Origin of the sequence: Mumia spirodelae, from assembly GCF_050632745.1 — a bacterium.
Classification (GTDB): Bacteria; Actinomycetota; Actinomycetes; order Propionibacteriales; family Nocardioidaceae; genus Mumia.
This window is the reverse complement of the sequence record NZ_JBODSD010000004.1, coordinates 321541-347959: the sequence shown is the minus strand read 5'-3', so window position 1 is coordinate 347959 and position 26419 is coordinate 321541. Positions and strand designations below refer to the sequence as shown.

The window sequence follows — 26419 nt, the reverse complement described above, 5'->3', positions numbered from 1 at the left end:
ACGCTCGTCGACGTGTGGCGCAGGGCGCTCAGGCGGTGTCGGCGACCTGACGGTTGCCCAGCGCGGCCATCAGCGACCGCTCGGTGCCGTCGAGGTGCGCGATCCACGACTTCTTGAACGCGGCGGCCTGGCCGTCGCGTGCGAGCTCGAGGAGCTCGCGGTGCTCGTCGATGCGCTGCTCCTGGGTCTCGGGTGCGTGGTCGAGATCCTTCATGAGCAGGTGGAGATAGCGGTCGGCGGAGTGCCAGAGCATCTCGAGGACGTTCTTGTCGACGTTGCCCATGACGTCGGCGAGCAGCGTCTCGTGGAAGGCGTGGTGGGCGGCGGCGAGGGCCGCGGGCTCGCGCTCGATCGCGATGTACTCCTCGAGCGCCTGCTCCGCGTCGGCCAGCCGGTCCTCCGTCATGTGACGGACGGCCTTGGCCGCGAGGTCGCCCTCGATGAGACGGCGGAGGCGGTAGATGTCGGCGAGGTCGTCGACACTGAGGTCGGCGACCAGCGCGGACCTCCCCGGCCGTAGGCTGACGATGCCCTCGCTCTCGAGCCGGCGCAGCGCCTCGCGCACCGGGATGTGGCTGACGTCGTAGAGCTCGCAGAGCTCGACGATCGAGACCGACGATCCCGGCTGGATCTCTCCGGTCAGGATCGAGGCGCGCAGCTCGCTGGTGACGCGGTCGACGAGTGACACGTGGGCGATCGGCCGGGTGGCCCGGTCGGATCGGCTACGTCGTGCCATGCGGGTGCTCCTCTGGTCGGGCGGGACGCCGTTGTCTCTCTACATCATAGATTCTTGCGCATCTCCGCACCGATCCGCGACGCCTTCACAGTTCGCGTGTCGAGAACCGTGGCGCAATCACAATTCGATATTGTATATTCTTACCACCTTGAAGGAGGTGGTTCCGTGGTCGAGTCGTCGACGTTCCGCGACGTGCTGGCCCAGTGGCCCAGCGGCGTCACCGTCGTCACCACTGTCGTCGACGGCGTGCGCCACGGCATGACGGCGAGCTCGTTCTCGAGCGTCAGCCTCGATCCGCCGCTCGTGTCGATCTGCCTGGACCGCAGGCTGTACAGCCACGGCCTCCTCGCCGAGAGCGGGATCTTCGGCATCAGCGTCCTGGCGAAGGACCAGGCCGAGGTCGCGCGCCGCTTCGCCGGCATGTCGGGCGACGTGGCCGACCGCTTCGACGGCGAGAGCTGGTCGACGGCGGCGACAGGCGTGCCCCTGCTGGACTCCGCGCTGGGCTGGCTCGACTGCCGCATCGTCCACGCCTATCCCGGGGGCGACCACACGATCTTCGTCGGCGAGGTGCTCGCCGGGCACGCTGCCCGCCGGACCGCGCCGCTGCTCTTCCACTCCCGCGGCTGGGGACAGTTCGCCGACGTGCTCCCCGACGTCGCGACGCTGGCCGACAGCGGCCTGGTCTCCTCTCTGGTCACCCGGGGTGAGAGCGGAGAGGCCGTCCGGCGGACCGCCCACCACGTCCGGAGGTCCGGGATCCGCGTCCGGGTCGCCGACCTCACCGCCGGCGCCCCGCTCGACGCCCTCCCGTGGGACGACCGTCGCGCCCGGGCGGGGGGTGAGAGCACCGACCCGCACAGCGCGCTCGTCGAGTCCGCGGTCCAGGCCCGCCAGGCGGCCGAGCGGGGGATCCCCGTGCTCGAGCTGCGAGCCGACTGCCGCGACCCCCGCTCGGTGGAGAACGCCGCCGTCCTCCTGCGCGAGCTCGAGGCGACGACGGGTGTCGAGGGCAGGGTCGTGATCCTCGAGAACGTCTTCGCCGTGCCCGGCGGCGACCACCCGCTCGCCGCGATCGACCTGCTCGCCAACGCCGGGGCGACCGAGATCTGCCTCGACGACACCGACGGCGCCGCCACCCCGCTGCAGGTGAGGGCGCTGCTCCAGGACGCGGTCGGGATCGCCCGCCCCGTCCCCCTCCGGCTGCGGCTGCGGGACAACGACCGGCTCGGGCTGGTCAACGTGCTCACCGCGCTGAAGTCCGGCGTCCACCACTTCGACACCACGCTCGGCGGCCTCGACGGCGCCGTCGCCACCGAGGACCTCGTCCGTCTCCTCGGCACCCTCGACGTCACGACGCCGGCCGACGCGGTCGCGCTCGACCGCCTCGCCCGCCGCGTGCGGGACCGTGCGCCCGCCCCGGCGGTGCCACCTCCGACCAACGGCTCCACCCCGAGCACCTCGACCGAACCGACCCCCCTGCCAACCCTGTAGGAGCTGATGACGGCCATGCTGACCGCCGAGAACCTCTTGACCGACCTCAGCCCCGAGGAGCGTGAGCGTGCTGCTCGCGTCGAGGCGATCCTTCCCGCGATCCGCGACGCGGCGCAGGAGGCCGACGCTCGTGGCGAGTTCCCCCCGGGACACGTGAAGCTGCTCGCCGAGTCCGGCCTGCTCGGGCTCGTCGTGCCCACCGAGTACGGCGGCCTCGGGGGAGGCCTGCGCGACCTCGTCGCCACCACGTACGCGCTGGGTACGGTGTGCGGCTCCACCGCCCTGGCGTACTTCTTCCACTGCTCCGCCTCCTCGCGCGGCCTGCTCCCGCTCGCCGCGCTCGACGCGGGGCTGTACACCGACGACGAGGCGGACGAGGTCCGCGCGTTCGCCGAGCGGGTCCTTACCCTGATGGGCACCGACAAGCGCTGCCTGGCCAACTTCGCGAGCGAGGCCGCCAAGGCGAGCAACGCGAACGTCCTCATCTCCACCACCGCGACGCCGGTCGAGGGCGGCTGGGTGCTCAACGGCGAGAAGTCGTTCGGCTGCCTCTCGGGCACCGCCGACTTCTACCTCGTGACCGCCCGGCGCGCCGACATCGACGGGATCGACGGGATCTCGCTGTTCCTGGTCGCCCGCGACAGCGAGGGCATCCGCCCGCGCCAGCAGTGGAGCGGCCTCGGCATGCGCGCGTCGGACAACCACGGCCTCGTGATGGAGGACTGCTTCGTCCCCGGCGACCACGCGCTGGCCGTGCCGGCCGGGTTCGCACGCGCGACCTCCATGTCGCGCGGCTCGTGGGTCGGCAACCAGATCGCCATCGCGGCGATCTACGCCGGCGTCGCGCAGGGGGCGTGGGACTACGCCTTCGAGCGGACCATGAAGGCCCGGTTCGCCGACACCGGCAAGCCGATCGCCTCCTCGCCGATGCACCAGGTCCTGATCGGAGAGGCGCAGCACGACCTCGCCGACATGCACCTGTGGCTGCGCTACCAGGTCGAGCTCGAGTCGAGCGACCCGCCGATCCTGCCCAAGCCCGAGGTCGTCAAGAACTGGAAGCTCACCAAGGGAGCAGTTTGCGAGAAGGCCTTCGCCGTCGCCATCGGATCGTTGAAGATGTGTGGGACGTCGGGTGCGCTGATGGACAACGTCATCGGCCGGGCCGTTCGTGACACCGCGATGGGTCTGGTCCAGGCGTTCCCCGCCGAGCGGGGTCGCCTCGACCTGGCTCAGCTGCTCGTCACCGACGAGTCGTGGATCGGCCTGACCACGCCCGACGCCGTCGACCAGAAGGCGAAGGCAGCACAGGGATGACCAGTACGACGCACACGGTGGCGACCCAGGACGGGGCGACGACGGCGGTGACGCTGCCCGAGGTCGTCGAGGTGGTGGCCGGCCAGGTCGCTCCGGCGACCGGCACGCTCGACCTCGTCCTCGAGCACCCGGCCACCGGCGCGCAGGTCGGCACGGCCGTCGCGAGCGACCCAGTCTCGGTCGAGCGCGCCCTGGCCGCGGCCGACGCCGCTCACACGAGCGGCGCCTGGTCGTCGACCACCCCCGAGGAGCGTGCGGCCCTGCTCGACGCGATCGGGGTCGCGCTGGCCGCGCGCCAGGGCGAGCTCGCGGCGCTGGAGGCGTTCGCGACCGGCGTCCCGCTGCGCCAGACCTCCGTCGTCGGCATGATCGTCCCCGGTGCGTTCCACCTGGCCGCCGAGATGCTGCGCTCGGGTGCCCTGCTCGACCCGCCCGTCGAGGGCGCCGCGGGCCAGCCGGTCGAGGTCCTGCGCCTGCCGGTCGGTCCTGCGGTCTGCCTCGTCCCGTGGAACGCGCCGGCCCCGATGGCGGCGCACAAGGTCGCGAGCGCGCTCGCGGCCGGCTGCCCGACGATCCTCAAGCCCAGCGAGTACGCCCCGTACGCGACCACCGTGCTGGGAACGACCGTCGCCCAGGTGCTGGCCGACGCCGGTGTCGACGGCGGGGTCTTCCAGCTCCTCCAGGGCGGACCGGGTGTCGGCGGCGTGCTCGTCACCGACCCGCGGACCCGGGCCGTGTCCTTCACCGGCGGCGCCGTCGGCGGCCGTGCGGTCGCGGTCGCGTGCGCCGAGAAGCTCGCCGCGCTGCAGCTCGAGCTCGGCGGCAACAACCCGCTCGTCGTGATGCCCGACGCCGATCCCGCGGCCGCGGCCCACGCCGCCGTGGACCTCCTCACCACCCTCAACGGCCAGTGGTGCCGCGCGCTGGGGCGCCTCGTCGTCCCCGCGTCGATGGCCGACGAGATCGTGCGCCTGGCGCTCGAGCGGCTCGCCGCCCTCCACGCCGGCGACCCGCTGGACGAGGCGTCCGACCTCGGCCCGATCGTCCACTCCGTCCACCGGGCGCGGCTGGAGACGGCGCTCGAGGCCCTCCGGGCCGCCGGGGGAGAGGTCCACCGCGCGACGACGGTCCCGGAGGAGGGCAACTACCTGGCGCCCGCGCTGGTGACCGGGGTCGCCCCGCAGGACGCGGTCGAGGAGATCTTCGGCCCGATCGCGACCGTGCACCCCTACACCGACGAGGGCGAGGCGCTCGCGATCGCCAACGGCACCGCGTACGGGCTCGAGGGCTACGTCGTCGGCACCGACACCGACCGGGCGCTCGCCTTCGCGCGGCGGGTCCGCGCCGGGGAGGTCAAGGTCAACGGCTCGACGATCATGAGCCTGCACCTGATGACGCCGCGGCCCGCGTGGGGCCTGTCGGGGCTCGGCGAGGAAGGCACGGTGGAGACGATCCGCTGCTTCACCGGGGCCCGCGTCGTGGGCGTCGAGGGCAGCTTCGCGCTGCACGGGCGATGAGGCTCCGCCGATGACGGGCGCCTCTCCCGCGCCCGGCGCGCGCCTCCGTGCGCTGCTGGCCGGCGACGAGGTCGTGCACCTTCCCGGCGTGCACGACGCGGTGAGCGCCAGGCTCGCCGTACGCTCCGGCGCTCGTGCCGTGTGCCTGTCCGGTGCGGTCGTCTCGGCGGTCGCGCTGGGGCTTCCCGACCTCGGCTTCGTGCACGGCAGCGAGATCGCCGACCGGGCGGCGCAGGTCGTGCCCGCCCTGGACGGCGTCCCGCTTCTCGCCGACGCCGACACCGGGTACGGCAACGCCCTGCAGGCCCGTCGTACGGCGGTGCGCTACGCCGCAGCCGGCGTCGCCGGCCTCCACCTGGAGGACCAGGTGGCACCGAAGCGGTGCGGCCACATGACCGGCAAGGCCATCGTCGACGTCGCCGAGGCTGCAGGCCGGGTCCGGGCGACCGTCGAGGCCGGTACGGGTCTCGTGGTGGTCGCCCGCACTGACGCGCTCTCCGTGGAGGGGATCGGGTCGGTCGTCGAGCGGGCGCACGCGTTCGTCGAGGCCGGTGCCGATGCCGTCTTCGTCGAGGGTGCCGACCTGGCGGCGCTGACCGAGGTGCGGAGCTCGCTCGGCGCGGGCGTCCCGTTCCTCGTCAACCGCTCCGAGGCCGGGGGACCGGTCGAGGGCGGGGCCGACGACGCGACCCTCGCCGGTCTCGGCGTCCGCCTCGTGATCCACCCGGTGTCGGCCCTGCTCGCGGCAGCGAGGGCGGCCGCCGACGCCTACGCGGCGATCGCCCGCGACGGGCACGCCGGCGGCGGGGCGCCCCGGATGTCTTGGACAGACCTGACCGAGCTCGTCGGGCTCGGTGACCAGATCGCGCTCGAAGAGCGCTACGCAGAGGTGGTAGCGACACGATGAGGACACCGGTGATCGTCGTCGGAGCGGGGCCGGTCGGCCTCACCGCGGCCCTGACGCTCGCCCGGGCCGGTCACGCCGTGACCGTGCTCGAGGCAGGGGACGCCCTCGCGGCGGAGTCCCGCGCCAGCACGTACCACCCGCCGACGCTGGAGATGCTCGACGACCTCGGCGTGCTCGCGGAGCTGAGGGAGCGCGGGATCGTGTCCCAGGCCTTCCAGTACCGCGACCGCGAGGAGGGCCCGGTCGCCGAGCTCGACCTCGGTCTGCTCGCCGACGACACCCCGTACCCGTTCCGCGTGCAGTGCGAGCAGAGCAAGCTCACACCGATCCTGCTCGCGCACCTGCTGCGCCACGAGGGCAGCACGGTGGAGTTCGGCGAGCCTGTCGAGGAGGTCGTGCAGGACGCCGACGGCGTCCGCGTGACCAGCCGCACGGGCCGCACCTGGACGGCCGGCTGGGTAGTCGGTGCCGACGGCGCGAGCTCGGTCGTCCGCAAGTCCGTCGGCGCCGCCTTCGAGGGGATCACGTACCCCGAGCGCTTCCTCGTGGTCTCCACGACGGAGGACCTCGCGGAGGTGCTCCCGGGCATCGCCGACGTCAACTACGTCTTCGACCCGTCCGAGTGGCTCGTGCTGCTGCGCACGCCGGAGCACTGGCGGATCCTCTTCCCGACCGACCCGGAGAGTCCCGCCGAGGCGGAGGTCGCGGCCGAGCGGGTCCAGGACCGGCTGCGTCGGGTCGCCGACCTCGGTCGCGACTGGGCCGTGCTGCACGCCTCGCTGTACGCCGTCCACCAGCGGGTCGCCGACCGGTTCCGCACCGGGCGGGTGATCCTCGTCGGCGACGCCGCGCACGTCAACAACCCGCTCGGCGGAATGGGCATGAACAGCGGCATCCACGACGCCGTGCTGTCGGCCCAGGCGCTCGCGGAGGTGGTGCGCGGAGAGGCGTCGACCACCGACCTCGACGCGGTGCTCGAGCGCCGCCGCGACGTGGCGCTGTCGTACGTCCGCACCGTCACCCACGACAACTGGAAGCAGCTGCGCGAGCAGGACCCCGCCGCGCGCGCCGCGCACCACGCGGAGCTGCGGGCGCTCGCCGCCGACCCCGTCGCCGCCCGCGCCTACCTGCGGCGGACCTCGATGATCGACTCGCTGCGCCCTCTCGACCCGGTGGGCGATCCGCGGTGACGGTCGCGACCACCGTCACGCAGCGCGAGAACCCGGCCCGCGTCCAGGAGATCGTCGGCGAGACGCCGGTCGACGACGTGACGGTGGTCGACCGCGCCGTGGCCCGTGCCCGTGCGGCGCAGGCCGAGTGGTCTGCCGTACCGGTGGCCTCGCGGGCGACCGCGCTGCGCCGGGCCGCGGACCTCCTCGACCCCGAGCTCGACGCTGTCGCGGAGCTGATGGCGCGCGAGACCGGCAAGCCGCTGACGGACTGCCGCGGCGAGGCCGGCTTCGCCGTCACCGTCCTGCGCTGGGTCGCCGACCGGGCGGAGACGCTGCTGGTGGACCGGGAGGTCGACGACGCGCAGGGGAGGCTCGTGCTGCGCCACCGCCCGTACGGCGTGGTGGCCGCGGTGACCCCGTGGAACGCGCCGGTGATCCTCGCGATGCTCAAGCTGGCGCCCGCCCTCGTCGGTGGCAACGCCGTGGTCGTGAAGCCGTCGCCGCTGGCGCCCTTCGCGGTCGGGCGCGTCGTCGCGACGATGGCAGACGTGCTGCCGGACGGGCTGCTCGGGGTCGTCCACGGCGACGCGGAGACCGCGACCGCCCTCGTCGGGCACCGCGGGGTCGACCGGGTCGCCTTCACCGGAGGCGACGTCGCGGGGCGGGCGATCGCCAAGACCGCGGCCGGTGCCCTCACCCCGTCGCTGCTCGAGCTCGGGGGCAACGACCCTGCGGTCCTCCTCGCCGACGTCGCGCTCGACGACGCCGTCGCGGAGCGGCTGGTGATGGCGGCCTTCGCGACGAGCGGGCAGGTCTGCATGGCGGTCAAGCGCCTGTACGTGCACCGGTCCCGGGTCGACGAGGTCGTCGACGCGGCGCGGGCGGCGGCCGCGCGCGTGCTGCGCACCGGCGACCCGCTGCACCCGGGCGTCACGATGGGACCCGTCGTGAGCGCCGGGTCCGCCGAGCGCGTCCGCGGGCTCGTCGACGCCGCGCGGGCCGGGGGAGCGGACGTGCTCCCGATCGGCACGGTCGACCCCGCGACCTCGCTGTCCGACGGCTACTACGTGCTGCCCACCCTCGTCCTGGGGGCCTCCGACGCCGACGCCCTCGTCGCGACGGAGCAGTTCGGTCCGACGCTGCCGGTCCTCGCGTTCGACTCCGAGGACGAGGTGGTCGCCCGGGCCAACGCCGGGGAGCTGGGACTGGGCGCGTCGGTCTGGTCGGCCGACGAGGACCACGCCTTCGCCCTAGGGACGCGGCTCGACGCCGGGTTCACGTTCGTGAACACCCACAACCGGACGGGAATGTCGCTGCGCGCGCCGTTCGGCGGCGTGAAGCGGTCGGGATGGGGGAGGGAGTACTCCGACGAGGGGATCCTCGAGCACGTGCAGACCTGCGTGCTGCACGCCCCGGCCGCCTTCCGCGCCGGTGGAGCTGGCCTCGGGGCCACCGCTTACCCCTCCTGACCTGGGCATCAAGTTTCGGTTACGGCTTCCGACATCGCTGACGGCGGACGGTCGGCAGAGGACAAGATTCTCGTCCCGAACTCTGTCCTCCAGCGGTATAGATCATATATAGTCTCGTTAAATCGCCTTGATGAAGGAGTCTCCGTGAGCCAGAGCCTGAAGTACGTGCAGGAGCACCTCGACGAGTCGGGTCCGACCGACGTCAGTGAGACCTTCGCTTCCTGGCTGGAGCTCGTCGAGCGGCTCAAGACGCGTGTGACAGACCGGTTCGCCCTCGAGCGCGACCCGTCGACCGAGGTCCTCGAGGACTTCGGCGGCGAGACCGGTGCCAAGGGTCGGGTGCGCGCGTACGCGGGCCCGGAGATCGACTGGATGGTCCACTCCCACATGGAGAACGCCACCGCCGGCTTCTGCAACGTGCACCTCACCATCTGGCTCGGCCCGCAGGTCAAGGTGCCCCACTTCGGCATGGCGCTCGGCTGCTTCCCGCAGGGCTGGTTCTTCCTCGACTCGGTCCCGCGCAGCTACCTGGTCACCGACACCGACTCCTTCGACCGCTACTACGAGCCCGTCAACCCCCGCTGGGAGCAGCTCCAGAACGAGAGCTTCCTCGAGCCGTTCATCAGCCGCTCGGCCTTCGTGCGCGCCGGCCTCTCGCCGACCGCGTTCTGCCACATGGCACCGGCCGGCGAGCAGATGACGAAGCTGGTGACCGAGGTCGCCGAGGAGCACCTCGACCGCTGGCTCGGCTGGGTCGACCAGGCCGAGGCCGTCCCCGTCGCCGAGCGCGCCGCGCTGACCGCCGACGACGAGGCCATCCGGCGCAACATCGCCGAGCGCGACCCGGCCAACGTCATGGGCGACCGCTACTTCGGCGCCGAGACGACGCAGCGGCTCGTCCGTGCCCTCTGGGGCGGGGACCGGGTCCTGCCGCGGGCGATCGACCACGAGGCGCACCCCGCACGATGAGCCGACCCGTCCTCGTCCGCGCCGTCCGGACAGCCGCGCGCATCCCCGGCGCGGCTGCCCCGTACGACACCGCGCACGTCACCGTCCGCTACCCGGCGCTGCCGGCGTCCACGACGGCAGAGCGCATGAGCGGTCGCCTTCCTGCCGACCCCGCGGGTGCCCCGTACCCGCTGGTCGTGGTGCTCTCGGGCGTCAACGTGGCGGCCGACGCGTACGCGTGGCTGGCCGTCCGGCTGGTCGAGGAGGGCTTCGTCGCCGTCACGTACGACTGGGTCGGTGAGCTCTTTCCTGCGAGCAAGCACGGCCCCGGCGAGCAGGGTCTGACCCCCGGCGTCGACCTGAGCGTCGTCGGACCGGACACCTACGGGACCGCTCCCACCACGCAGGCGCTGCGGCCCGTGCTCTACGCCGTCGCCGCGCTGGGGGAGTCGGGACCTCTCGAGGGTCTGCTCGACGTCGGCGCGGTCGGCCTCTTCGGCCACTCGGCCGGCGGCACGGTCGCGCTCCAGTCGGCGAGCCCGCAGTGGTTCCCCGAGGTCCGCGCGGTCACCACCTACGGCGCCCACACGATGGCGTCCCAGATGCTCGGCCACCCGCCGAGCACGCTGCTGCCCACGCCTGTCACCGTGCCGGCGATGCTCCTCGCGGGGACCGCGGACGGCGTCGTCGCCGCGAGTGCGGTCCGCTACGGCGAGGATCCCGAGGCGCCCGGTCACGACCCGGTGACCGCCACCTGGGAGCGCGCCCTCCCCGCGACGGCCGAGGCCTGGCTCGTGCAGCTGGCTGACGCCACGCACCTGCTCGCCGCGCACCCCGAGGACCCCACGACCGCCCGCGGGTTCCTCGAGGACCCGTCGACCGGCGACGCCGACGCCCTGCGCGAGGTGCTTGCCGCCACCGTCTCCACGTTCCTGCGTGCGCACGTGCGCGGCGACGCCGAGGCAAAGAACGCTCTGGAGCTGCTCGCGGAGCAGCCCGTGCCCGAGATCGCCGCCGCCCGGCGACGCGAGTGAGGAGATTCCGCGATGTTCAAGAACTTCTGGTACGCCGTCGAGTTCAGCGAGGACCTCGTCGCCGGGACGCCGAAGAAGGTCAAGATCCTCGGCCAGCAGCTCGTGCTCTACCGCAAGTCGAGCGACAACAGCGTGGTCGCGATGTCCGACCTGTGCGTCCACCGCGGCGCGGCCCTGTCCAGCGGTGAGATCAAGGATGACTGCATCGTCTGCCCGTACCACGGCTGGGAGTACGAGCCGGACGGCACGGTGCGCAAGATCCCCGCGCACCCGGACAAGGGCATCCCGCGCAAGGCGCGCATCGACGCCTACCCGGTGCAGGAGAAGTACCGCTTCATCTGGGTCTACATGGGCGACCTTCCGGAGGCGGAGCGTCCGCCGATCCCCGACTGGTCGGACATCGACGACACCGAGACCTACCGCGCCGTGACGGGCAGCTTCCTCTGGAAGTCCAACTACGAGCGCATCCTCGAGAACGGGGTCGACGTCGCGCACACGCCGTTCGTGCACGGCGGCGTCTTCGGCAACCGCGAGAAGCCGGAGGTCCCCGAATTCGAGGTGGAAGAGTCGGAGTGGCACTGCAAGGTGTCGGTCAAGCTCAACCCGCCCAACTCCAAGGGCATCTGGGGCCTGCTCAACCCCAACAAGACCAAGGACCTGCAGAAGCGCCCGCAGGTGCCCGTCTCCACCACCTGGTGGCTGCCCAACATGATCCTGCTGCACGTCAAGACTCCGATGGGCGACCTGAAGATCTTCGACGTCAACATCCCGATCGACGAGGAGACCACGCTGGTCAAGTTCGTCGCGCTGCGGACGTTCTTCAAGGGCAGGTGGGCCGACCGTGACGCCCGCCGCCGCGTCTTCAAGGTGCTGTACGAGGACGAGGCCGTCGTCAACGGCGTGCGCCCCGAGCTGCTCCCGTTCGACCTGTCGGCCGAGCTGCACGTCAAGAGCGACTACAACGCCGTGCTCTACCGGCGCCGTCGCCAGGAGCTGATCGACAAGGGCTGGTCGGTCGAGGGCAACACGATCGTCGGCGAGGGCCCCGCCCGCGTCGAGGCACGGGTGATCCCGTCGCCGATCCGCAAGGAGGTCCCGGAGCTCGCCTCCGCGTGGAACTTCAAGGAGGTCCGCAGCAAGGAGCTGCTCGGTAAGCGTGCCGAGCGCGAGGAGCGCGGTGACGTCCCCCGGACGGACACCGCCGAGGACAAGCCGTCGACGAAGCCGTCCAACAAGCCGTCGCGTGAGGAAGAGGTCCCTGCATGAGCACCGCCGAGTCCGAGGCCACGCTGAGCCTGCCCAGCGGGCTGTGCCACCGCACGTGGGAGCGCATCGTCGCCGCGCGCGGCCTGGTCGAGGTGACCGCCGAGGACGGTGGTCCGTTCCGGACGCTCACCTCCCCGATGACCCCCGCGCCGGTGGGGGAGGTCCGGGTCTTCACCGCCGCGGACGACGCCGAGCCGGTCGCCAAGCTGGTCTACGTCGGCCTCGCCGTGGAGATGATCGGGCTCGACAGCCACATGGTCTTCGCGTTCACCCGCGAGGGGCTGCCGATCCCGCACTTCACCCTCGACTCGGTCCAGGGCCAGGGCACGTACGCGTTCCACCTCGACCTGATCCCGCGGGTCGACCTCGGCACGCACCTCACCTACCTCGACTGGGCCCACGACCCGCTCACCGAGACCTACGAGGAGGTCGAGGGCTGGCCGGGCCTCAGCAAGGCCGCGATCGGCCCCCGCCAGAACGCCGTCATGTCGCCCTGGATGCTCGTCCACCGCGCCGACGCCGACGCGTTCGTCTCGATCGAGAGCGCCGTCACGACCTACCTGGACCACTGGTTCGGGCTGCTCGACGCGGCGGTCCCCGAGGAGGTGCTGGCCGACGTCGCCGACACCGACCTGCCGGCCCGCGACGCCCGCAACCGCGCCAACATCTTCAGTCCCGAGGTCGACAAGGTGTGGGCGCAGGTCGCCCGCCTGATCGGCGAGGCCGCGGCCGAGGACGTCCGGGTTCAGCTGCTCGACAACGAGGTGTCGAAGTGACCGCGACCGTCGACGGGTCCGAGACGAGCGCCGACTCCACCAGCGAGTGGCAGCAGCGCATCGAGGGCGAGTGGCACGGCCGTCCGTCGCTGTTCGACGCCGAGGGCAACCATGTCGGCTACGAGCACGTGGTCCGGGCGAGCGTCGTGGAGGACGGGGTGTCGCGCTACTGGATGCGCACCCACCTGGAGGGCAGCGGACCGCTGCGCAACCGGTTCGAGCTCGGCGCGAACTTCGACTTCGGCATCGTCGACTCCGACCAGGACCGCGTCTACTGCGGGCCGGACTTCTACGGGACGGGTCAGCCGTACGGCTTCTTCGTCGAGGCGAACTACTACTCCCCGGGCTGGCAGGCCGACCTGCGCACCTGGAACCAGGTGCTGCCCGACGGCGTGACCCAGGTCTACTCCTCGGTCCTGCACGACGGGTGGGCGGTCTGCGCGGTCTTCAACGGCGTCTACAAGCGCACGTTCGACCACGAGACCAACCCCGAGACCCAGACGTTCGTCGACGAGTGGATCGCCGCCGAGACCCGGCGCGGGTCGACTCCGCAGGTGCTGCCGACGAAGGAGTCGGGCGCGTGGACCGGCACGCTGTCGGTGGAGGACGCGGCCTCGCAGACGACCGTCGGTACGACCGAGGTCCGCATCGAGCACGAGCCGGTCTCACTGCTGCGTGCCCGGCAGCGCATCACGTGGGAGGGTGCGCTCGACCGGTCGTACGCCCTGGAGCGCTACCGCGACGGTGCGAGGGTCCAGTACGACGGCCCGGACGTGTTCGGCAACGCTCTGTCGTACGGCCGTGCGCTCTTCACCAGCCAGCACCTGATGGGCCCCGACGCCCGCGGCGTCGAGAAGATCCGTGGCCGCGAGTTCCTCCTGGACCCCGAGACCCGTGACCTCTCGATCGTGTGGCAGCTCCTCAGCGGGGAGCGTACGACGCACTTCGTGCACGGCCTCCTGACCTGGGAGCCGGCGTGAGCACAGCACCGTCGGCGGAGGGCCGGGTCGTCGTCGTCACCGGCGGCACCCGCGGGATCGGTCTGGGACTGGCCGGCGAGCTCCTCGAGCGCGGCTGCCGCGTCGTCGTCTGCGGCCGGTCGGCCGGCAGCGTGGAGGCCGCCGTCGAGCGGCTCGCCGCGCGTGCGCCCGGCGGCGCCGACAGCGTCCTCGGCCACGTCGCCGACGTGACCGACCGTCCGTCGCTGGCCGCGCTGCGCGATGCCGCGGTCGCCCGGTTCGGCCGGGTCGACGTCTGGATCAACAACGCCGGGTTGTCGGCCCCTCGCCGACCGCTTCCGGAGGTCCCCGCCGACGTCGCCGAGGCGGTCGTCCGTACGAACGTGCTCGGCGTGGTGCACGGGTCCGCGGTCGCCCTCGAGACGATGGGGGGCCAGCCCGAGGGCGGCTGGATCTGGAACATGGAGGGCTTCGGCTCCGGTGGCCAGATGCAGCCCGGCATGACGACGTACGGCGCCACCAAGCGCGGCGTCAGCTACCTCACCGCGTCGCTGGTCAAGGAGACGAAGGGCTCGCCGGTCAAGGTCGGCTTCCTGTCTCCGGGCATCGTCGCGACCGACCTGCTCGTCGACGACTACGACGGACAGCCCGAGGCGTTCGAGCGTGCCCGCAAGATCTTCAACATCCTGGGCGACCGCGTCGAGACGGTCACCCCGTGGCTCGCCGAGCAGGTCCTCGGCGCCCGCAAGCACGGCGCCAAGGTGGCGTGGCTGACCCGGCCGAAGGCGATGGGGCGCTTCCTCACCGCCGGCTTCCGGTCCCGCGACATCTTCGCGCCCACGACCGCTGTGCCCGAGAGAGACGAGGCGGTGGCCTGATGGCGATCGATCCCTGCACCGAGTACGGCCTGGCGCTCGCCGTCGAGGACTTCGTCCCCGTCGTCCTGGCGGGCGCGGGACTCGTGACCCTGGCCAACGCGGCCGGCAAGGCGGTTCCCCAGGTCCGCGCGGGCGCGCTGCTGGGGGCGATCGTGGTCACCGCCGGAGGCCTGGGCAAGGCGGTCTGGAAGCTGCTCGTCGCCGGGCCGTGCGTCGAGATCCCGTTCCTCGAGCAGATGTTGTTCCCGTGCCTGGCGATCGGCTTCTGCGCGCTCGCCTGGGCGCTGGCGAGCGTGTACGTCGGCAAGGTCGTGTCGTGGATCCCGTTCGCGCTGGTGCCGTTCGTCGGCGCCTGCATCTCGGGCGCGGCACGCAACCTGACGCCGATGCTCGCGATCGCGGCACTGAGTGCGGTCGCCGTCGGGGCGATCGCCTCGCAGCTCGCCGCACGCCACGGCGACCAGCTCGCACGCTGGCTGTTCATCGTCTACATCGTCGGCACGCTCGTGCTGCCGCCGCTGGCCGCGCGACCGCACCAGACCGAGATGCTCCAGTGGGGGGAGCAGCTCACCAACACCGCGGTGCAGCTCTGCTTCCTGATCGGGGCGCTGCGCCTCCGGGGGCACCTCGCGCGTCCCGACCGTCCCTCCGTCCCCGAAGGAGCCTCCCTCTCATGACCGACCGCCTCGGCTACCGCCGCAAGTTCGGCGTGATCGCCCCGAGCACCAACACCATCGTGCAGCCGGAGTTCGACATGATGCGCGTCCCCGGCGTGACGTCGCACTACGGCCGGATCCTGATCCGCGACGGCCGGATCGCCGACGACGAGGGCATGCAGAACCTGCTCGTCCAGATCCGCGCCGCGATGGCCGACTGCGTCGAGGGCATCATGACGATGGAGCCCGACTACATGGTCATGGGGATGAGCGCCGAGACCTTCTGGGACGGTGTGGAGGGCAACCGCCAGTTCGTCCAGCAGATCAAGGACCTCTCCGGCGGTCTCGGTGTGGCCACCGGGGCGGAGGCGTGCGAGCGGGCGCTCCAGCTGTACGGCGCTCGCCGGATCGGCATCGTCACCCCGTACACCCCGATCGGCGACGAGAACGTCCGCAAGTTCTTCACCGAGCTCGGCTTCGATGTCGTGTCGATCAAGGGTCTGAGCTGCCCCACCGCCGTGTCGATCGCACACGTGTCGGAGCAGACGCTGCGCGAGTCGCTGATCGAGGTCGATGCGCCCGAGGTCGACGCACTGGTCCAGTGCGGCACCAACCTGTGCATGACCGAGCTGGCCGACGAGGCGGAGCGCTGGCTCGGCAAGCCGGTCATCGCGATCAACGCCGCCACGTGGTGGATGGCGCTGCGCGACAACGGCATCGACGACAAGCTCCACGGCTTCGGGTCGCTCCTGCGCGACCACTGACCGCACCATCCCCCTGCTTCCGTGCGGGGCCGGCGTCCCCCGGGTCGACCTCGTACGGAATTCCACCTGAGCCGCCGCTCGGCCCCTCGAGGCCGGGCGGCGGCTCTGCTCTGCGGGCAGCAGGTCACGGTTCGCACGTTTTCGAGACAGCGTTCCAGAAGCGGGGTTACGGTGCGTGCACCCCCGGACCCACGTGGGACGCCCCGGTGTCGCGACAGGCGACGGACGGCGCCGCTCGTGCCTAGCCGGCTGCCCTCGACGCCGCCGACTCCGGCTCGAGGGTGATCTGGTCGAACGGCAGCAGCGGTTGCACCGCAGGGAACACCACGAGGAACAGGATGGCGACGAGTCCGAGGAACAGCGCGACGGAGAGGAGCGCCTTCACGGCGTTCGGGCCGGGCAGGATGCGCCACAGGGCTGCGTACACGTCACGCCTCCGATCCGGAGCGGGTCTCGACCAGGTGGCCGTGGACGATGAGTCGCTCGCTGGAGCCCCAGCGAGGGTTGCAGGTCACGAGCGTGATGCGGGCCTTGCGGCCCTTCGCCTCCGGCTTCCCCGGGACGGGCAGCAGGACGTCCACGGAGGTGGGGGCGACGATCTCGGTGCGGTCGACGACGTAGGTGTAGGTGTCCCCGACCGCCTCGACGACGATCGTGTCTCCGGCGCGCATCCGGTCCAGGTGCGCGAAGGGCTCGCCGTGCGTCGCGCGGTGGCCTGCGACGGCGAAGTTGCCGACCTGTCCCGGGAGCGCGGTGTCGGGGAAGTGCCCCGGGCCGCGGGCGATCTGCTCGTCCGAGACTCCCTCGACGACCACCCACGACCAGTCGTCGCCGAGCCGCGGGATGCGCATCACCGCCATCCCGCTCCCGGTCGGGGGCGCGACGGGCTTCGCCTGCACCGCTGCCTGGGCGGCAGGTGCGGCTGCGGCCTCGATCTGCTGCTCGAAGTCGTCACGCAGGTCCACCTGAGCGGCTGCAGTCTGCACGTCGCTCCAGACCACCAGGTAGATCGCGAACAGCAGCACGACGACCCCGCCGGTGACCAGGAGCTCGGCCGAGGTGCGGGCGAGCGTCCGGACCGCTCTCGCGGACTGACTCATCGAAATCCTCTCGGATATATCATTGACAATATCGGCTGTGTGGCTCAGCCTATCTCTACTTGCACTCCGGATGTGTGCAATGCAGTGGACAGGACTGCGACTCAGGTCGGGTCTCTCGGGACCCCCTACCCGAAGAAGGAGAGCGGGTAGATGAGATCGAAGAATCGCGTCGTCGCATTGCTGGCTGGTGCCAGCATGCTCGCGACGACAGCAGTCGTCCTCGGGGCAGGTACGGCGTCCGCAGCGACGCCGTCCGGTGGGTGTTGGGTCTACTCGCCACCCGCCGGTGCCGGCATCGAGGACACCAACCCTGCGAGCAACACGTCGTCGTCGCTCGCCCCGTGGGCGGACGAGGCGGCTGCGCCGACCGGGCCGGCTGACTACACCCTCACCTCCAGTGGGGCCACGACCGTCGGCGGCACGCGCAACTTCTCGCTGACGTTCAACAAGGGTCCGAAGAACGGTGGCCCGCCGGCCAGTGGCACGGCGTACTACTACTTCTCGGTCAACGGGGTCAACCTCCCGGCGGTCCAGAAGGCGTTCTCCGCTCCCGGTGGAGCGACCATCCCCGGTGACACCATCACCGGCTCGTTCACGATCACCTCGGCGGGCGCCACCACGGTGAAGCTGCGCAAGGTCATCTACGACATCCCGACCTTCCTGACCCGGGTCAACTGCAACGGTCAGACGGTCGGCGTCGCGAACGGGGTCAACCCGGCCACCACGCCTGTCGACACCAACATCACCGCGAGCTTCACGGCGGTGGGTCCGACGGCGACTGTCACCGCCATCAGCAACCAGGTGGTGACCAACGCCGCACGCAAGAACGACGTGATCAGCTTCGACGTCACGAACTTCGCGGGTGCCGGCACCGGTACGGCCGAGCTCTGCAACAGCAGCGGGTCGAGCTGTGACGCCGGGTCCTCCAGCGTCACCATCGCCGCCAACGGCACCGGCAGCGGCACCCTCGCCGTCTCGGCGGCGCCGACGACGGGCTCGCGCGCGCTGAAGGTCACCTCGGGTGGTGAGACGAGCCTGACTCCGATCACCGTCCTCGGCGACGTCACCGTCCAGACCAACGTCACCGGTGGTGGCGCGGGCACGACGGTCACGGTGACGGGCACCAACTGGGATCCCAACCAGGCGGTGACGGTCGGTGGCTACAAGAACGGTCCTCCGTTCCCGCCGCCGGCGTCCTCGGACGCGACGGTCTCCACGACCGCCGACTCCGCGGGCAACATCTCCGCCCAGTTCGTGGTGAACGACGCGGCGACCGCCTTCATCGGCGCGAGCCGGGTCCACGCTGCCGGCCCGCCGCCGGTCGCACTCTTCGGCTCGCAGGCGTTCACCTTCTCGGGTGACACCTGCACGGCGAAGCAGGGTGCGGCCACGACGGGGAGCTGCGCGCTCCTCGAGACGGTCGACCTGACCGTCGTCGCGGGCGACCTGAAGATGGCGAAGGCCGCGGGCAACGTCCAGCTGTCGGGCATCGCGCTCAACGGCACCGAGCAGACCTCGACGGGTTCGCTCCAGGACGTCACGGTGAAGGACTACCGCGGCGGCACGCTCGGTTGGTCGCTCGTCGGTCGCTTCTCGGGCCTCAACGGTCCGGCGAAGCCCTCCGGCGGCAACTTCACCATCGCACCGAGCGCCCTCACCTGGACGCCCACCTGCGCACCTCAGGCCAACAGCGACGACACCGTCGTGGCCGGGGCGGCGGGCGCGTTCACCAACGCCACGACCGATCTGCCGCTCTGCTCGGTGGCCACGTCGGGCGTCGGGGCGGACGGGACCAGCGGCGGCGACGCGATCGCCGACGCCGGGCTGGCGCTCAAGGTCGGACCCAGCCAGGCGGCCGGTACCTACACCGGTCTCCTCACGTTGACGCTGTCGTGAGCCTGAGGCTCTCGTCACGTCATCTGTCATGACACGCAACACCCCGTAGTGACGGTCGGGTGGGTGCCGCAGCAGCGGCACCCACCCGTTCCGGCCGTTCCGTCCCCTCCGACGAGGAGTGCCGTCCGATGACCCTCGCGAAGCGCCTCGTGCGCCCCCTGCTCGCCCTTCTCGTCCTGGTCGTGGCGACCGCGGTGCTCCCCGCTCCGGCGCACGCCGCCGACAACGGTGCGTGGTCGGTCAGCCCGACCCCCGCCGACGAGTCTTCGCCGACCCCCCGCAGCTACTTCGTCCTCGAGGGCGCGCCGGGCGCGACGCTGACGGACAAGGTACGCATCCGCAACTTCACGAAGAATGCGCTGACGTTCTCGATCTACGGGGCCGACGGCTACAACACCGAGGAGGGCGGCTTCTTCGCGCTGAGGAGCCTCGAGCACCCCCAGAACGACGTGGGCGCCTGGGTGAAGCTCCCCGTCCAGCAGGTGAAGGTGGCACGCAGGACCCAGGTCGACGTCCCCATCACGATCCAGATCCCGCCCAACGCGACCCCCGGCGACCACGTCGGGGGCATCGTCGCGCTCAACGGTGCCGTCGAGGGGACGACGGAGTCGGGCGGCATCGACGTCGGCATCAAGCGCGCCGTGGCCGCGCGGCTCTACCTGCGGGTCAGCGGCCCCGCCACGCCTGCCGTGAAGGTGTCGGACATCCGGCTCGACCACGACCGGGGCATCTTCCCCTGGTCCGGCCAGGGCAAGGGCACCGTCTCCTACACCGTCGAGAACACCGGCAACCTGCGCCTGTCCCCGACGGCCGTGATCTCGCTGTCCGGCCTCGGCGGTCGCGAGCTCGACAAGGTCGAGACCGCCGCGGTCGTCGACCTGCTCCCGGGCCAGACGGCCAAGCTGAAGCAGAAGGTCGACGGCATCGCGCCGCTGGACCGCGTCACCGTCGACGTGGCGCTGACGACGCCCGTCGGCATCGGCGACGCCGACGCGGTCACGCAGTGGGTCGTGCCCTGGATCGCCGTGATCGCCGTCCTGCTCGCGCTCGCCGCGGGCGCCTGGTGGTGGTGGCGCCGCAGGGTCGCGCGCAAGCGTGCCTTCGAGGCCGTCGCGTCCGCCCCGAAGCTGACGATCGCGGCCGGCCGGTGAGGGCGCGGCGCATCCCGGTCCTGCTCCTCCTGCTCGCGCTGCTCGGGGCGTACGCCGGTACGTGGTCGACGGCGTCGGCTGCCGACGAGGTCGGCCTGACCGCGACGGTCTCCCCGGGATCGGGGGCGCCCGGCTCGCAGATCACGGTCAAGGGCGCCGGCTGGCCGGCCATGACCCAGGTCCAGGCGGTCGTCTGCGGCGACCTGGCGATCGGCGGGTCGGCCGCGTGCGACCAGACCTCGGCGATCCTCGGCGTCGCGAACGTCGACGGCGAGATCGACCTCGACATGACCGTCGGCAACCCGCCGCGCCCCTGCCCGTGCGTCGTCCGCGTCGCCTCGTACACGGGGCCGGCGCTGGCCGTCGACACCCCGTTCGTCGTGACGGGTCACGCGGTCGGCACACCGCCGTCGGCTGCGCTGCCCCTGCCGAGCCTGCGTGTCACCGACGTCAAGCTCGAGGGCGGGGGAGGGATCGGCGCGCTCTTCGGGTTCACGCCGACCCGGCGGCTGGTCTTCACCATCGAGAACCAGGGCAACGCGCCCGCGGTGAACCCCGAGGTGCTGATCGGTGTCGGGCAGTCGGAGAAGACCGAGCCGACCGTGACCACCTCGCGGGACCTGACGATCGAGCCGCTCCAGAGCGCGACCATGGAGATGGACGTCAGCCTGCCGTTCGCCGCCTTCGGCACCTACCACGTCGTGGGACAGGTCGGCGAGGGTGAGCTCGGCACGACCTTCTCCACGGAGTGGGCGACGTACCCGTGGGCGCTCGTGGCCGGTTGCGTGCTCGGGGTCTTCCTCATCGGCTGGGGTCTGCGACGGCGGCTGGACGCCCGACGTGATCGCCCCGAGGTCGACAGGGAGCGTGCCGCGGCACTGACGAGCCGGCCGTACGCGCTGCCCGACGTGGTCTACGTCGAGGCGATCGGCGGGTTCCTCGTAAGCCCCAAGGCGGTGGGCAGGTCCGGCCTCATCAGGCGGCTCGACGGACGCCTCGAGCAGCGCGACCTCGAGGCCCTTCTGCACGACCCCGCGCTCGCCGTCGGCACGGCCGTCCTGTCGGACCTTCCTGCGGAGGCCGGGGGAGGGGCCGGTGCGTCGGTCGTCGACCTGGTCGCGCTCGACACGTGGCTGGCGCGCCGCTCGCCGGGAGCGGCGACGGGAAGCGGCTCCGGCGGCCCGTCCGGAGGCCCGGACGGCAGCGGGGCGAGCGCGGTAGCCGACTCCGTCGTCGACGTCGAGGCCGTGGACGCGTGGCTGAGGCGAAGAGACGGCAAACGTTCTTCCCACGCCAACTAATATCGTATATTCTAGCGATCACTTCAGCCCCGGGATGGAGAGCGCATGCGGCACCAGCAAGAACCCCGACGCGAGACAGACCGCTCGATGGTCGTCCGCGCGACCGTGGCACTCGCGTGCTTCGCCCTGGCCCTCGTGGGCTGCGGGAGCGTGATGCCAGGGAGCGTCGTCGGTGGTTCCGGCGCCGGCACCTCCGCGAACGCGGAGGGTGTCGGCCCCGGGGTGAGCGACGACTCCGTCAAGGTGGTGTTCGTCGGCGTCGACCTCGAGGCCGTCAAGAAGGTCACCGGGTTCAAGACCGCCAACGCGGGCGATCCCGAGAAGCAGGTGCAGGCGCTCGAGGACTGGGTCAACGCCAACGGCGGCGTCGGGGGTCGCAAGCTCGACGCGGTCTTCCGCCTGTACGACGCGCAGAACGACTCGGCCGCGGCCGAGGAGCAGCTGTGCAAGCGCATCGTCCAGGACGACAAGGCCTTCGCGGTGGTGCTCACCGGCCAGTTCCAGGACAACGCGCGGCCCTGCTACGCGCAGGCGAAGACGCTCGTCCTCGACGCGACGCTCGTCGCCACCGACGACGCCACGTACGAGAAGTGGTCGCCCTACCTCTGGTCGCCGAGCTACCCCTCGTACGACAGCTTCGTGAAGGCCTACGTCGAGACGCTCTCCGAGCAGGGCTTCTTCAAGGGCCGCGAGCAGGTCGGCGTCGTGGCCGCGGACAACCCGATCAACCGCAAGACGATGGAGGAGCTGGCGGTCCCGCTCCTGGAGGACGCCGGGGTCAAGCCGGAGATCTCCTGGGTCGACACGACCGACCAGGGCAGTCTCTTCATGGGGACCGGGCAGGGCGCCGTCAACTTCCGCTCGGCCGGCATCGACCGGGTGATGTTCCTCGGTGGCGCGCGCCTCGCGTCGATCTTCGCCACCCAGGCGACGACCCAGGAGTTCACCGCCCGCTACGCCGTCTCGACGTTCGACAACCCGTCGTTCTTCGTGAACAACCCGGAGATGCTGTCCCCGACGATCCTGAAGGGCATGGTCGGCGTCGGGTTCGCCCCGTCGCAGGAGGTCGCCGACGCGCAGCTGCCCTTCCCGGGCACCGACGCCGAGAAGCGGTGCGTCGACATCTACTCCTCAGCCGGCATCGCGTTCAAGTCGCGCGAGGCCGCGCGCGTCGCCCTGCCGTACTGCGACGCTGCGCTGCTTCTGCAGGCCGGAGCGACCGACCTCACCGACAACCTCAACGCGTCGGCGTGGGGCGCTGCCGTCGAGGAGCTCGGCTCCGCGTTCGTGCCCGCGACCGGCTTCACCGGCGCCCTCGGACCGGGCAGGCGTGCGGCCTCGGGGGCCTTCCGGGTCCTGAAGTTCGACGACGCGTGCGGTTGCTTCGTCTACGAAGGGGGCGACGTTGATTTCCCGACGTCGTGACGCGGGCCTCGGCATCCTGACGCCGCGCACCGGAGGACCGGCGCTGTCGGTCGAGGGCATCCAGGCGTCGTACGGCCAGGTGCAGGTGCTCTTCGACGCCGGCCTCGTCGTCGAGGAGGGCGAGATGGTCGCGCTGCTCGGACCGAACGGCGTCGGCAAGAGCACCACGCTCAAGGTCGTCGCCGGACTCCTCCGTCCGGACGCCGGCACGGTCCGCCTCGGAGGTGTCGACGTCACCTCCGCTCCGACCCGCGAGCGCATCGCGCGCGGTCTGGGCCAGGTCGTCGGCCAGGCCACGTTCAGCTCGCTGACCGTGACCGAGAACCTCCGCATGCACGCGTTCACGATCGAGGACAAGGCCTGGGCCCAGGAGGCCGTCGACGCCGCGCTCGCCGTCTTCCCTCGCCTGTACGCGCGCCGCGACCAGCCGGCGTCGACGCTGTCGGGCGGTGAGCGGCAGATGCTCGCGCTCGCCAAGGCGATCGTGCAGGACCCCCGCATCCTCGTCGTGGACGAGTTCTCGCTCGGGCTCGCGCCGGTCGTCGTCGGCGGGCTGATCGAGCTCGTCCGTCGCCTCAACGAGCGCGGGACGGCGGTGCTGCTCGTCGAGCAGTCCGTCAACGTCGCGCTCTCGCTCGTCGACCGGGCCTACTTCATGGAGAAGGGGCAGATCGTCGCCTGCGAGACCGCGTCCGACCTCGCCGCCGACCCCGACCGCGTGCGCGACCTCATGCTCGGCGGACACGTGGCGGTGGCCCAGTGAGCGCCGCGGACACCGTCCTCGCGATGGACGTCGTGGGCTTCCAGATCGGCATCGACCGGCTGATCATCGGGGTCTTCACGGGTTTGACGTACGGCCTGCTCGCCGTCGGTCTCGTCCTCGTCTACCGGTCGAGCAAGTTCGTCAACTTCGCCTATGGCTCGATCGGGGCGTTCGGCGCGTCGGTCCTCGGCCTGCTGGTCGTCGACTGGGGTGCCCCGTACCTCGTGGCGTTCCCGGTCGCGATCGCCGTGGCCGCCGTGCTGGCGGGAGGGATCGAGGTCTCGGTCGTCCGTCGGCTCGCTGGACGCCCCAGCCTGATCGGCATGATCGCGACGCTCGGGCTCTCCCAGTTCATCCTCATCATGGCGCTGCTGATCAACAGCGACGGCGTCAGCGGCTTCACGTTCCCCGAGCCGCCGCTGCTGCCGTCCTTCACGCTCGGCACGACGCCCGTCGGCCCGTCGCACCTGGCGATGCTCCTGCTCGCGCCGGCGGTGCTGGTCGCCCTGTCCTGGTTCCTGCGGCACACCCGCCAGGGCCTCGCGATCCGCGCCGCGGCCGACGCGCCCGACACCGCGGCGCTGGAGGGCATCCGCGCGCCTCGCATGGCGTCGTACGCGTGGGCGATCTCCGGCGGGATCGCGGCCCTGTCGGCGATCCTGGTCACGCCGACGACGGCCGGGCAGTCCATCGACACGCTCGGGCCCGACCTCCTCCTGAAGGGTCTCGCCGGGGCCGTGATCGCCCGGATGTCGTCGATCCCGATCGCGTTCGGCGCGTCGATCGCGATCGGCGTCCTCGAGCAGATCCTGCTGTCGAACCCTGACACCCGCGGGCTCGTGCCGGTCGTCCTCGGCATCGTGATCGTCGTCGCGCTGCTGCGCCAGCCGGCCCTCGGCCGTGCTGACACCGACCGCGGCGGCTGGCGTCGGGTCGGCTCGCCGCCCATCCCCGAGGCGTACTCGGGGGTGCGCAGCATCCTCGTGACCCGGATCGTCATCGTCGGCGGGTCCGTCACCCTCGCGATCGCCCTCGCCTACCTCGTCAGCAACGAGACGGCCGCGGTCCTCACGAGCGTCGCCGGCTTCGCGCTCGTCGGCCTCAGCGTCGGTCTCATCACGGGCGTCGCCGGCCAGCTCTCGCTGGGTCAGTTCGCCTACGCCGGCATCGGGGCCGCCGCGTCCGCGCACCTCGTCGAGGCGACGGGCAGCTTCGTCCTCGGCATCCTGGGCGGTGTCGCGGTCGCGGCCGTCGTCTCCGCCCTGGTGGGCATCCCCGCGCTCCGGCTCAAGGGTCTGGCGCTCGCGGTGTCGACCCTCGCGTTCGCGCTCGCGACCACCGCCTGGGTGCTCCGCCTGGACATCTTCCTCGGCGACGGCGTCTCCCCGGCGAAGCCGACCTGGTGGGGCTACCCGATGGACCTGGCCCGCGACTACTACCTCTTCGCGATCCTCATGCTCGCGATCGGAGTCTTCGTCTGCGCCAACCTCTGGCGCAGCGGGTTCGGCCGGTCGTTGCAGGCGTTGCGCGACAACGAGGACGCCGCCCGGGCGTTCACCGTCCCGCGGACGCTGCGCAAGCTGCAGCTGTACGCCGTGTCGGGCGCGGTCGCGGGTCTCGGCGGTGTCGTGATCGGGCACGGACAGACGACGCTCACCGTCAACTCGTTCCCCGCGGCAGCGAGCATCGACGTCGTCGCGCTGACCGTGGTCGGTGGTCTCGGCCTCGTCATCGGACCGCTCATCGGGACCTTGATCATCGTCGGGCTGCCCAGCCTCGTCATGCTCGGCATCCCCGGCGAGGCCGCGCTCGCGATCGGCTGGCTCCTCGTCGTCATCATGCTCCCCGACGGACTCGGCGGGGTGGGGATGCGGATGCGGGACCGGTGGTACGACTGGCTCGCGTCGCGGGCCGGGATCGACCCCGTCGCCGCCCGCGCCGAACCCGACGTCTCCCAGCGCTCCCCGCTGCAGCGCTCGGCGGAGCTCTCGGGCCTGTTCACCCCGGACACGCAGGACCTCGACGCCGGTCCGGGCGCCCCGCCGCTCCTGGTCGTCCAGGACCTCAGCCGCCACTTCGGTGGCGTGGTGGCGGTCGACCACGTCGACCTCGAGGTCGGTCCGGGCGAGATCGTCGGCGTGATCGGGCCGAACGGCGCCGGCAAGACCACGCTGTTCGAGATCATCGCGGGCTTCACCGCTCCCGACACCGGCGCGATCTTCTTCGCGGACCAGGACATGACGACGGCCACGCCGGAGCGCCGGGCGGCGGCGGGGCTCGTACGTTCCTTCCAGGACGCCGCGCTCTTCCCGACGATGACCGTGCGCGAGACCGTCATGGTCGCCGGCGAGCGGACGCGGCCGAGCCGCCTCGCGGTCGCGGCCCTCGGCACCCCGGTGCCCGACCGCCTGAAGGGCCGGCGTGCCGACGAGCTGATCGAGCGCATGGGTCTCGGCCCGTTCGCCGGCCGGACGATCGCCGAGCTCTCCACGGGCACCCGTCGCGTCGTCGAGCTGACCTGCCTGCTCGCGCTCGAGCCCCGGGTGCTGCTCCTCGACGAGCCGTCGGCCGGCATCGCCCAGAACGAGTGCGAGGCGCTCGGCGACCTGCTGCTCGACGTCCGTCGCGAGCTCGGGACGGCGATGGTCGTCATCGAGCACGACCTCCCGCTGCTGAGCCGCCTGTGCGACCGCATGGTCGCGATGAACCTCGGCCGGCTGGTCGCGTCCGGCACCCCGGACGAGGTTCGCACCCACCCCGAGGTCGTGAGCTCCTACCTCGGCTCCGACCACGCCGCGATCCAACGCTCCGGCCCGCACCTGAGCTCCGTCACGACGATCCCCGCGGGGACGCCATGACCGGAGCCCGCACCGCGTACGCCCGTCCGTCCCAC

Annotated in this window: 23 protein-coding genes; 20 read left to right on the top strand and 3 right to left on the bottom strand. The window is 71.8% G+C overall.

The genetic code is table 11. The annotated features are described in order from the left end of the window. Positions 1–28: 28 nt before the first annotated feature. Complete coding sequence (locus ACQSSQ_RS19580) at positions 29–736, bottom strand: GntR family transcriptional regulator (protein WP_431328803.1); 708 nt, start codon at positions 734–736, stop codon at positions 29–31. A gap of 165 nt (positions 737–901) precedes the next feature. Here ACQSSQ_RS19580 and ACQSSQ_RS19575 point away from each other — a divergent pair, with 165 nt between their 5' ends. The 14 genes from ACQSSQ_RS19575 (at position 902) to ACQSSQ_RS19510 (ending at position 15890) form a co-directional block, all read left to right on the top strand. Further along, positions 902–2230 carry a flavin reductase gene (locus ACQSSQ_RS19575; protein ID WP_431328802.1) on the top strand — a complete coding sequence of 443 codons (1329 nt, stop codon included), beginning with the start codon at positions 902–904 and terminating at the stop codon, positions 2228–2230. Between the two features lie 6 nt (positions 2231–2236). Next, a complete protein-coding gene (locus tag ACQSSQ_RS19570) occupies positions 2237–3544 on the top strand; it encodes an acyl-CoA dehydrogenase family protein (RefSeq protein WP_431328801.1) in 1308 nt (435 codons plus the stop codon). After that, positions 3541–5061 carry an aldehyde dehydrogenase family protein gene (locus ACQSSQ_RS19565; protein ID WP_431328800.1) on the top strand — a complete coding sequence of 507 codons (1521 nt, stop codon included), beginning with the start codon at positions 3541–3543 and terminating at the stop codon, positions 5059–5061. The genes ACQSSQ_RS19570 and ACQSSQ_RS19565 overlap by 4 nt, the downstream gene beginning before the upstream one ends. Before the next feature lie 10 nt (positions 5062–5071). Continuing rightward, positions 5072–5968 carry an isocitrate lyase/PEP mutase family protein gene (locus ACQSSQ_RS19560; protein WP_431328799.1) on the top strand — a complete coding sequence of 299 codons (897 nt, stop codon included), beginning with the start codon at positions 5072–5074 and terminating at the stop codon, positions 5966–5968. After that, positions 5965–7158 carry an FAD-dependent oxidoreductase gene (locus ACQSSQ_RS19555; RefSeq protein ID WP_431328798.1) on the top strand — a complete coding sequence of 398 codons (1194 nt, stop codon included), beginning with the start codon at positions 5965–5967 and terminating at the stop codon, positions 7156–7158. The genes ACQSSQ_RS19560 and ACQSSQ_RS19555 overlap by 4 nt, the downstream gene beginning before the upstream one ends. Next, positions 7155–8609, top strand: a complete 1455-nt coding sequence (locus ACQSSQ_RS19550) for an aldehyde dehydrogenase family protein (RefSeq protein ID WP_431328797.1) — start codon at positions 7155–7157, stop codon at positions 8607–8609. Before ACQSSQ_RS19555 ends, ACQSSQ_RS19550 begins: the two co-directional genes overlap by 4 nt. Positions 8610–8753: 144 nt before the next feature. Next, positions 8754–9578, top strand: coding sequence for a hypothetical protein (locus ACQSSQ_RS19545; protein WP_431328796.1), 825 nt, complete (start codon positions 8754–8756; stop codon positions 9576–9578). Then, positions 9575–10591: an alpha/beta hydrolase gene (locus ACQSSQ_RS19540; RefSeq protein WP_431328795.1), complete on the top strand. Its 1017-nt coding sequence runs from the start codon at positions 9575–9577 to the stop codon at positions 10589–10591. The genes ACQSSQ_RS19545 and ACQSSQ_RS19540 overlap by 4 nt, the downstream gene beginning before the upstream one ends. Before the next feature lie 12 nt (positions 10592–10603). After that, entirely contained in the window at positions 10604–11857 is a 1254-nt protein-coding gene (locus tag ACQSSQ_RS19535) for an aromatic ring-hydroxylating dioxygenase subunit alpha (RefSeq protein WP_431328794.1), read from the top strand. After that, entirely contained in the window at positions 11854–12633 is a 780-nt protein-coding gene (locus ACQSSQ_RS19530; RefSeq protein ID WP_431328793.1) for a hypothetical protein, read from the top strand. The genes ACQSSQ_RS19535 and ACQSSQ_RS19530 overlap by 4 nt, the downstream gene beginning before the upstream one ends. After that, positions 12630–13613 (top strand): calponin homology domain-containing protein, encoded by a 984-nt coding sequence (locus tag ACQSSQ_RS19525; RefSeq protein ID WP_431328792.1) that lies wholly within the window; start codon positions 12630–12632, stop codon positions 13611–13613. The genes ACQSSQ_RS19530 and ACQSSQ_RS19525 overlap by 4 nt, the downstream gene beginning before the upstream one ends. Beyond that, positions 13610–14470, top strand: a complete 861-nt coding sequence (locus ACQSSQ_RS19520) for an SDR family NAD(P)-dependent oxidoreductase (protein WP_431328791.1) — start codon at positions 13610–13612, stop codon at positions 14468–14470. Before ACQSSQ_RS19525 ends, ACQSSQ_RS19520 begins: the two co-directional genes overlap by 4 nt. Further along, positions 14470–15147, top strand: coding sequence for a hypothetical protein (locus ACQSSQ_RS19515; RefSeq protein ID WP_431328790.1), 678 nt, complete (start codon positions 14470–14472; stop codon positions 15145–15147). Before ACQSSQ_RS19520 ends, ACQSSQ_RS19515 begins: the two co-directional genes overlap by 1 nt. Continuing rightward, entirely contained in the window at positions 15144–15890 is a 747-nt protein-coding gene (locus tag ACQSSQ_RS19510; protein ID WP_431328789.1) for a maleate cis-trans isomerase family protein, read from the top strand. The genes ACQSSQ_RS19515 and ACQSSQ_RS19510 overlap by 4 nt, the downstream gene beginning before the upstream one ends. A gap of 241 nt (positions 15891–16131) precedes the next feature. Here the strand turns inward: ACQSSQ_RS19510 and ACQSSQ_RS19505 are convergent, their stop codons facing one another. Further along, a complete protein-coding gene (locus ACQSSQ_RS19505) occupies positions 16132–16317 on the bottom strand; it encodes a hypothetical protein (protein ID WP_431328788.1) in 186 nt (61 codons plus the stop codon). Between the two features lies 1 nt (position 16318). Further along, complete coding sequence (locus ACQSSQ_RS19500) at positions 16319–16990, bottom strand: class E sortase (protein WP_431328787.1); 672 nt, start codon at positions 16988–16990, stop codon at positions 16319–16321. 150 nt (positions 16991–17140) lie between these two features. Between ACQSSQ_RS19500 and ACQSSQ_RS19495 the strand changes: the two genes are divergently transcribed. The 6 genes from ACQSSQ_RS19495 to ACQSSQ_RS19470 all read left to right on the top strand — a co-directional run bounded on the left by ACQSSQ_RS19495 (position 17141) and on the right by ACQSSQ_RS19470 (position 26384). Next, positions 17141–18886 (top strand): hypothetical protein, encoded by a 1746-nt coding sequence (locus ACQSSQ_RS19495; protein WP_431328786.1) that lies wholly within the window; start codon positions 17141–17143, stop codon positions 18884–18886. 128 nt (positions 18887–19014) lie between these two features. Beyond that, the gene (locus ACQSSQ_RS19490) at positions 19015–20037 is read left to right on the top strand and encodes a WxL protein peptidoglycan domain-containing protein (protein WP_431328785.1); all 1023 of its coding nucleotides are present in this window, start codon (positions 19015–19017) and stop codon (positions 20035–20037) included. Then, positions 20034–21338, top strand: a complete 1305-nt coding sequence (locus tag ACQSSQ_RS19485; RefSeq protein ID WP_431328784.1) for a hypothetical protein — start codon at positions 20034–20036, stop codon at positions 21336–21338. The genes ACQSSQ_RS19490 and ACQSSQ_RS19485 overlap by 4 nt, the downstream gene beginning before the upstream one ends. 45 nt (positions 21339–21383) lie before the next feature. Further along, positions 21384–22763, top strand: a complete 1380-nt coding sequence (locus ACQSSQ_RS19480; protein WP_431328783.1) for an ABC transporter substrate-binding protein — start codon at positions 21384–21386, stop codon at positions 22761–22763. Beyond that, positions 22744–23526 (top strand): ABC transporter ATP-binding protein, encoded by a 783-nt coding sequence (locus tag ACQSSQ_RS19475; protein WP_431328782.1) that lies wholly within the window; start codon positions 22744–22746, stop codon positions 23524–23526. The genes ACQSSQ_RS19480 and ACQSSQ_RS19475 overlap by 20 nt, the downstream gene beginning before the upstream one ends. Then, positions 23523–26384, top strand: coding sequence for an ABC transporter permease subunit (locus ACQSSQ_RS19470; protein WP_431328781.1), 2862 nt, complete (start codon positions 23523–23525; stop codon positions 26382–26384). The genes ACQSSQ_RS19475 and ACQSSQ_RS19470 overlap by 4 nt, the downstream gene beginning before the upstream one ends. Positions 26385–26419 lie beyond the last annotated feature (35 nt).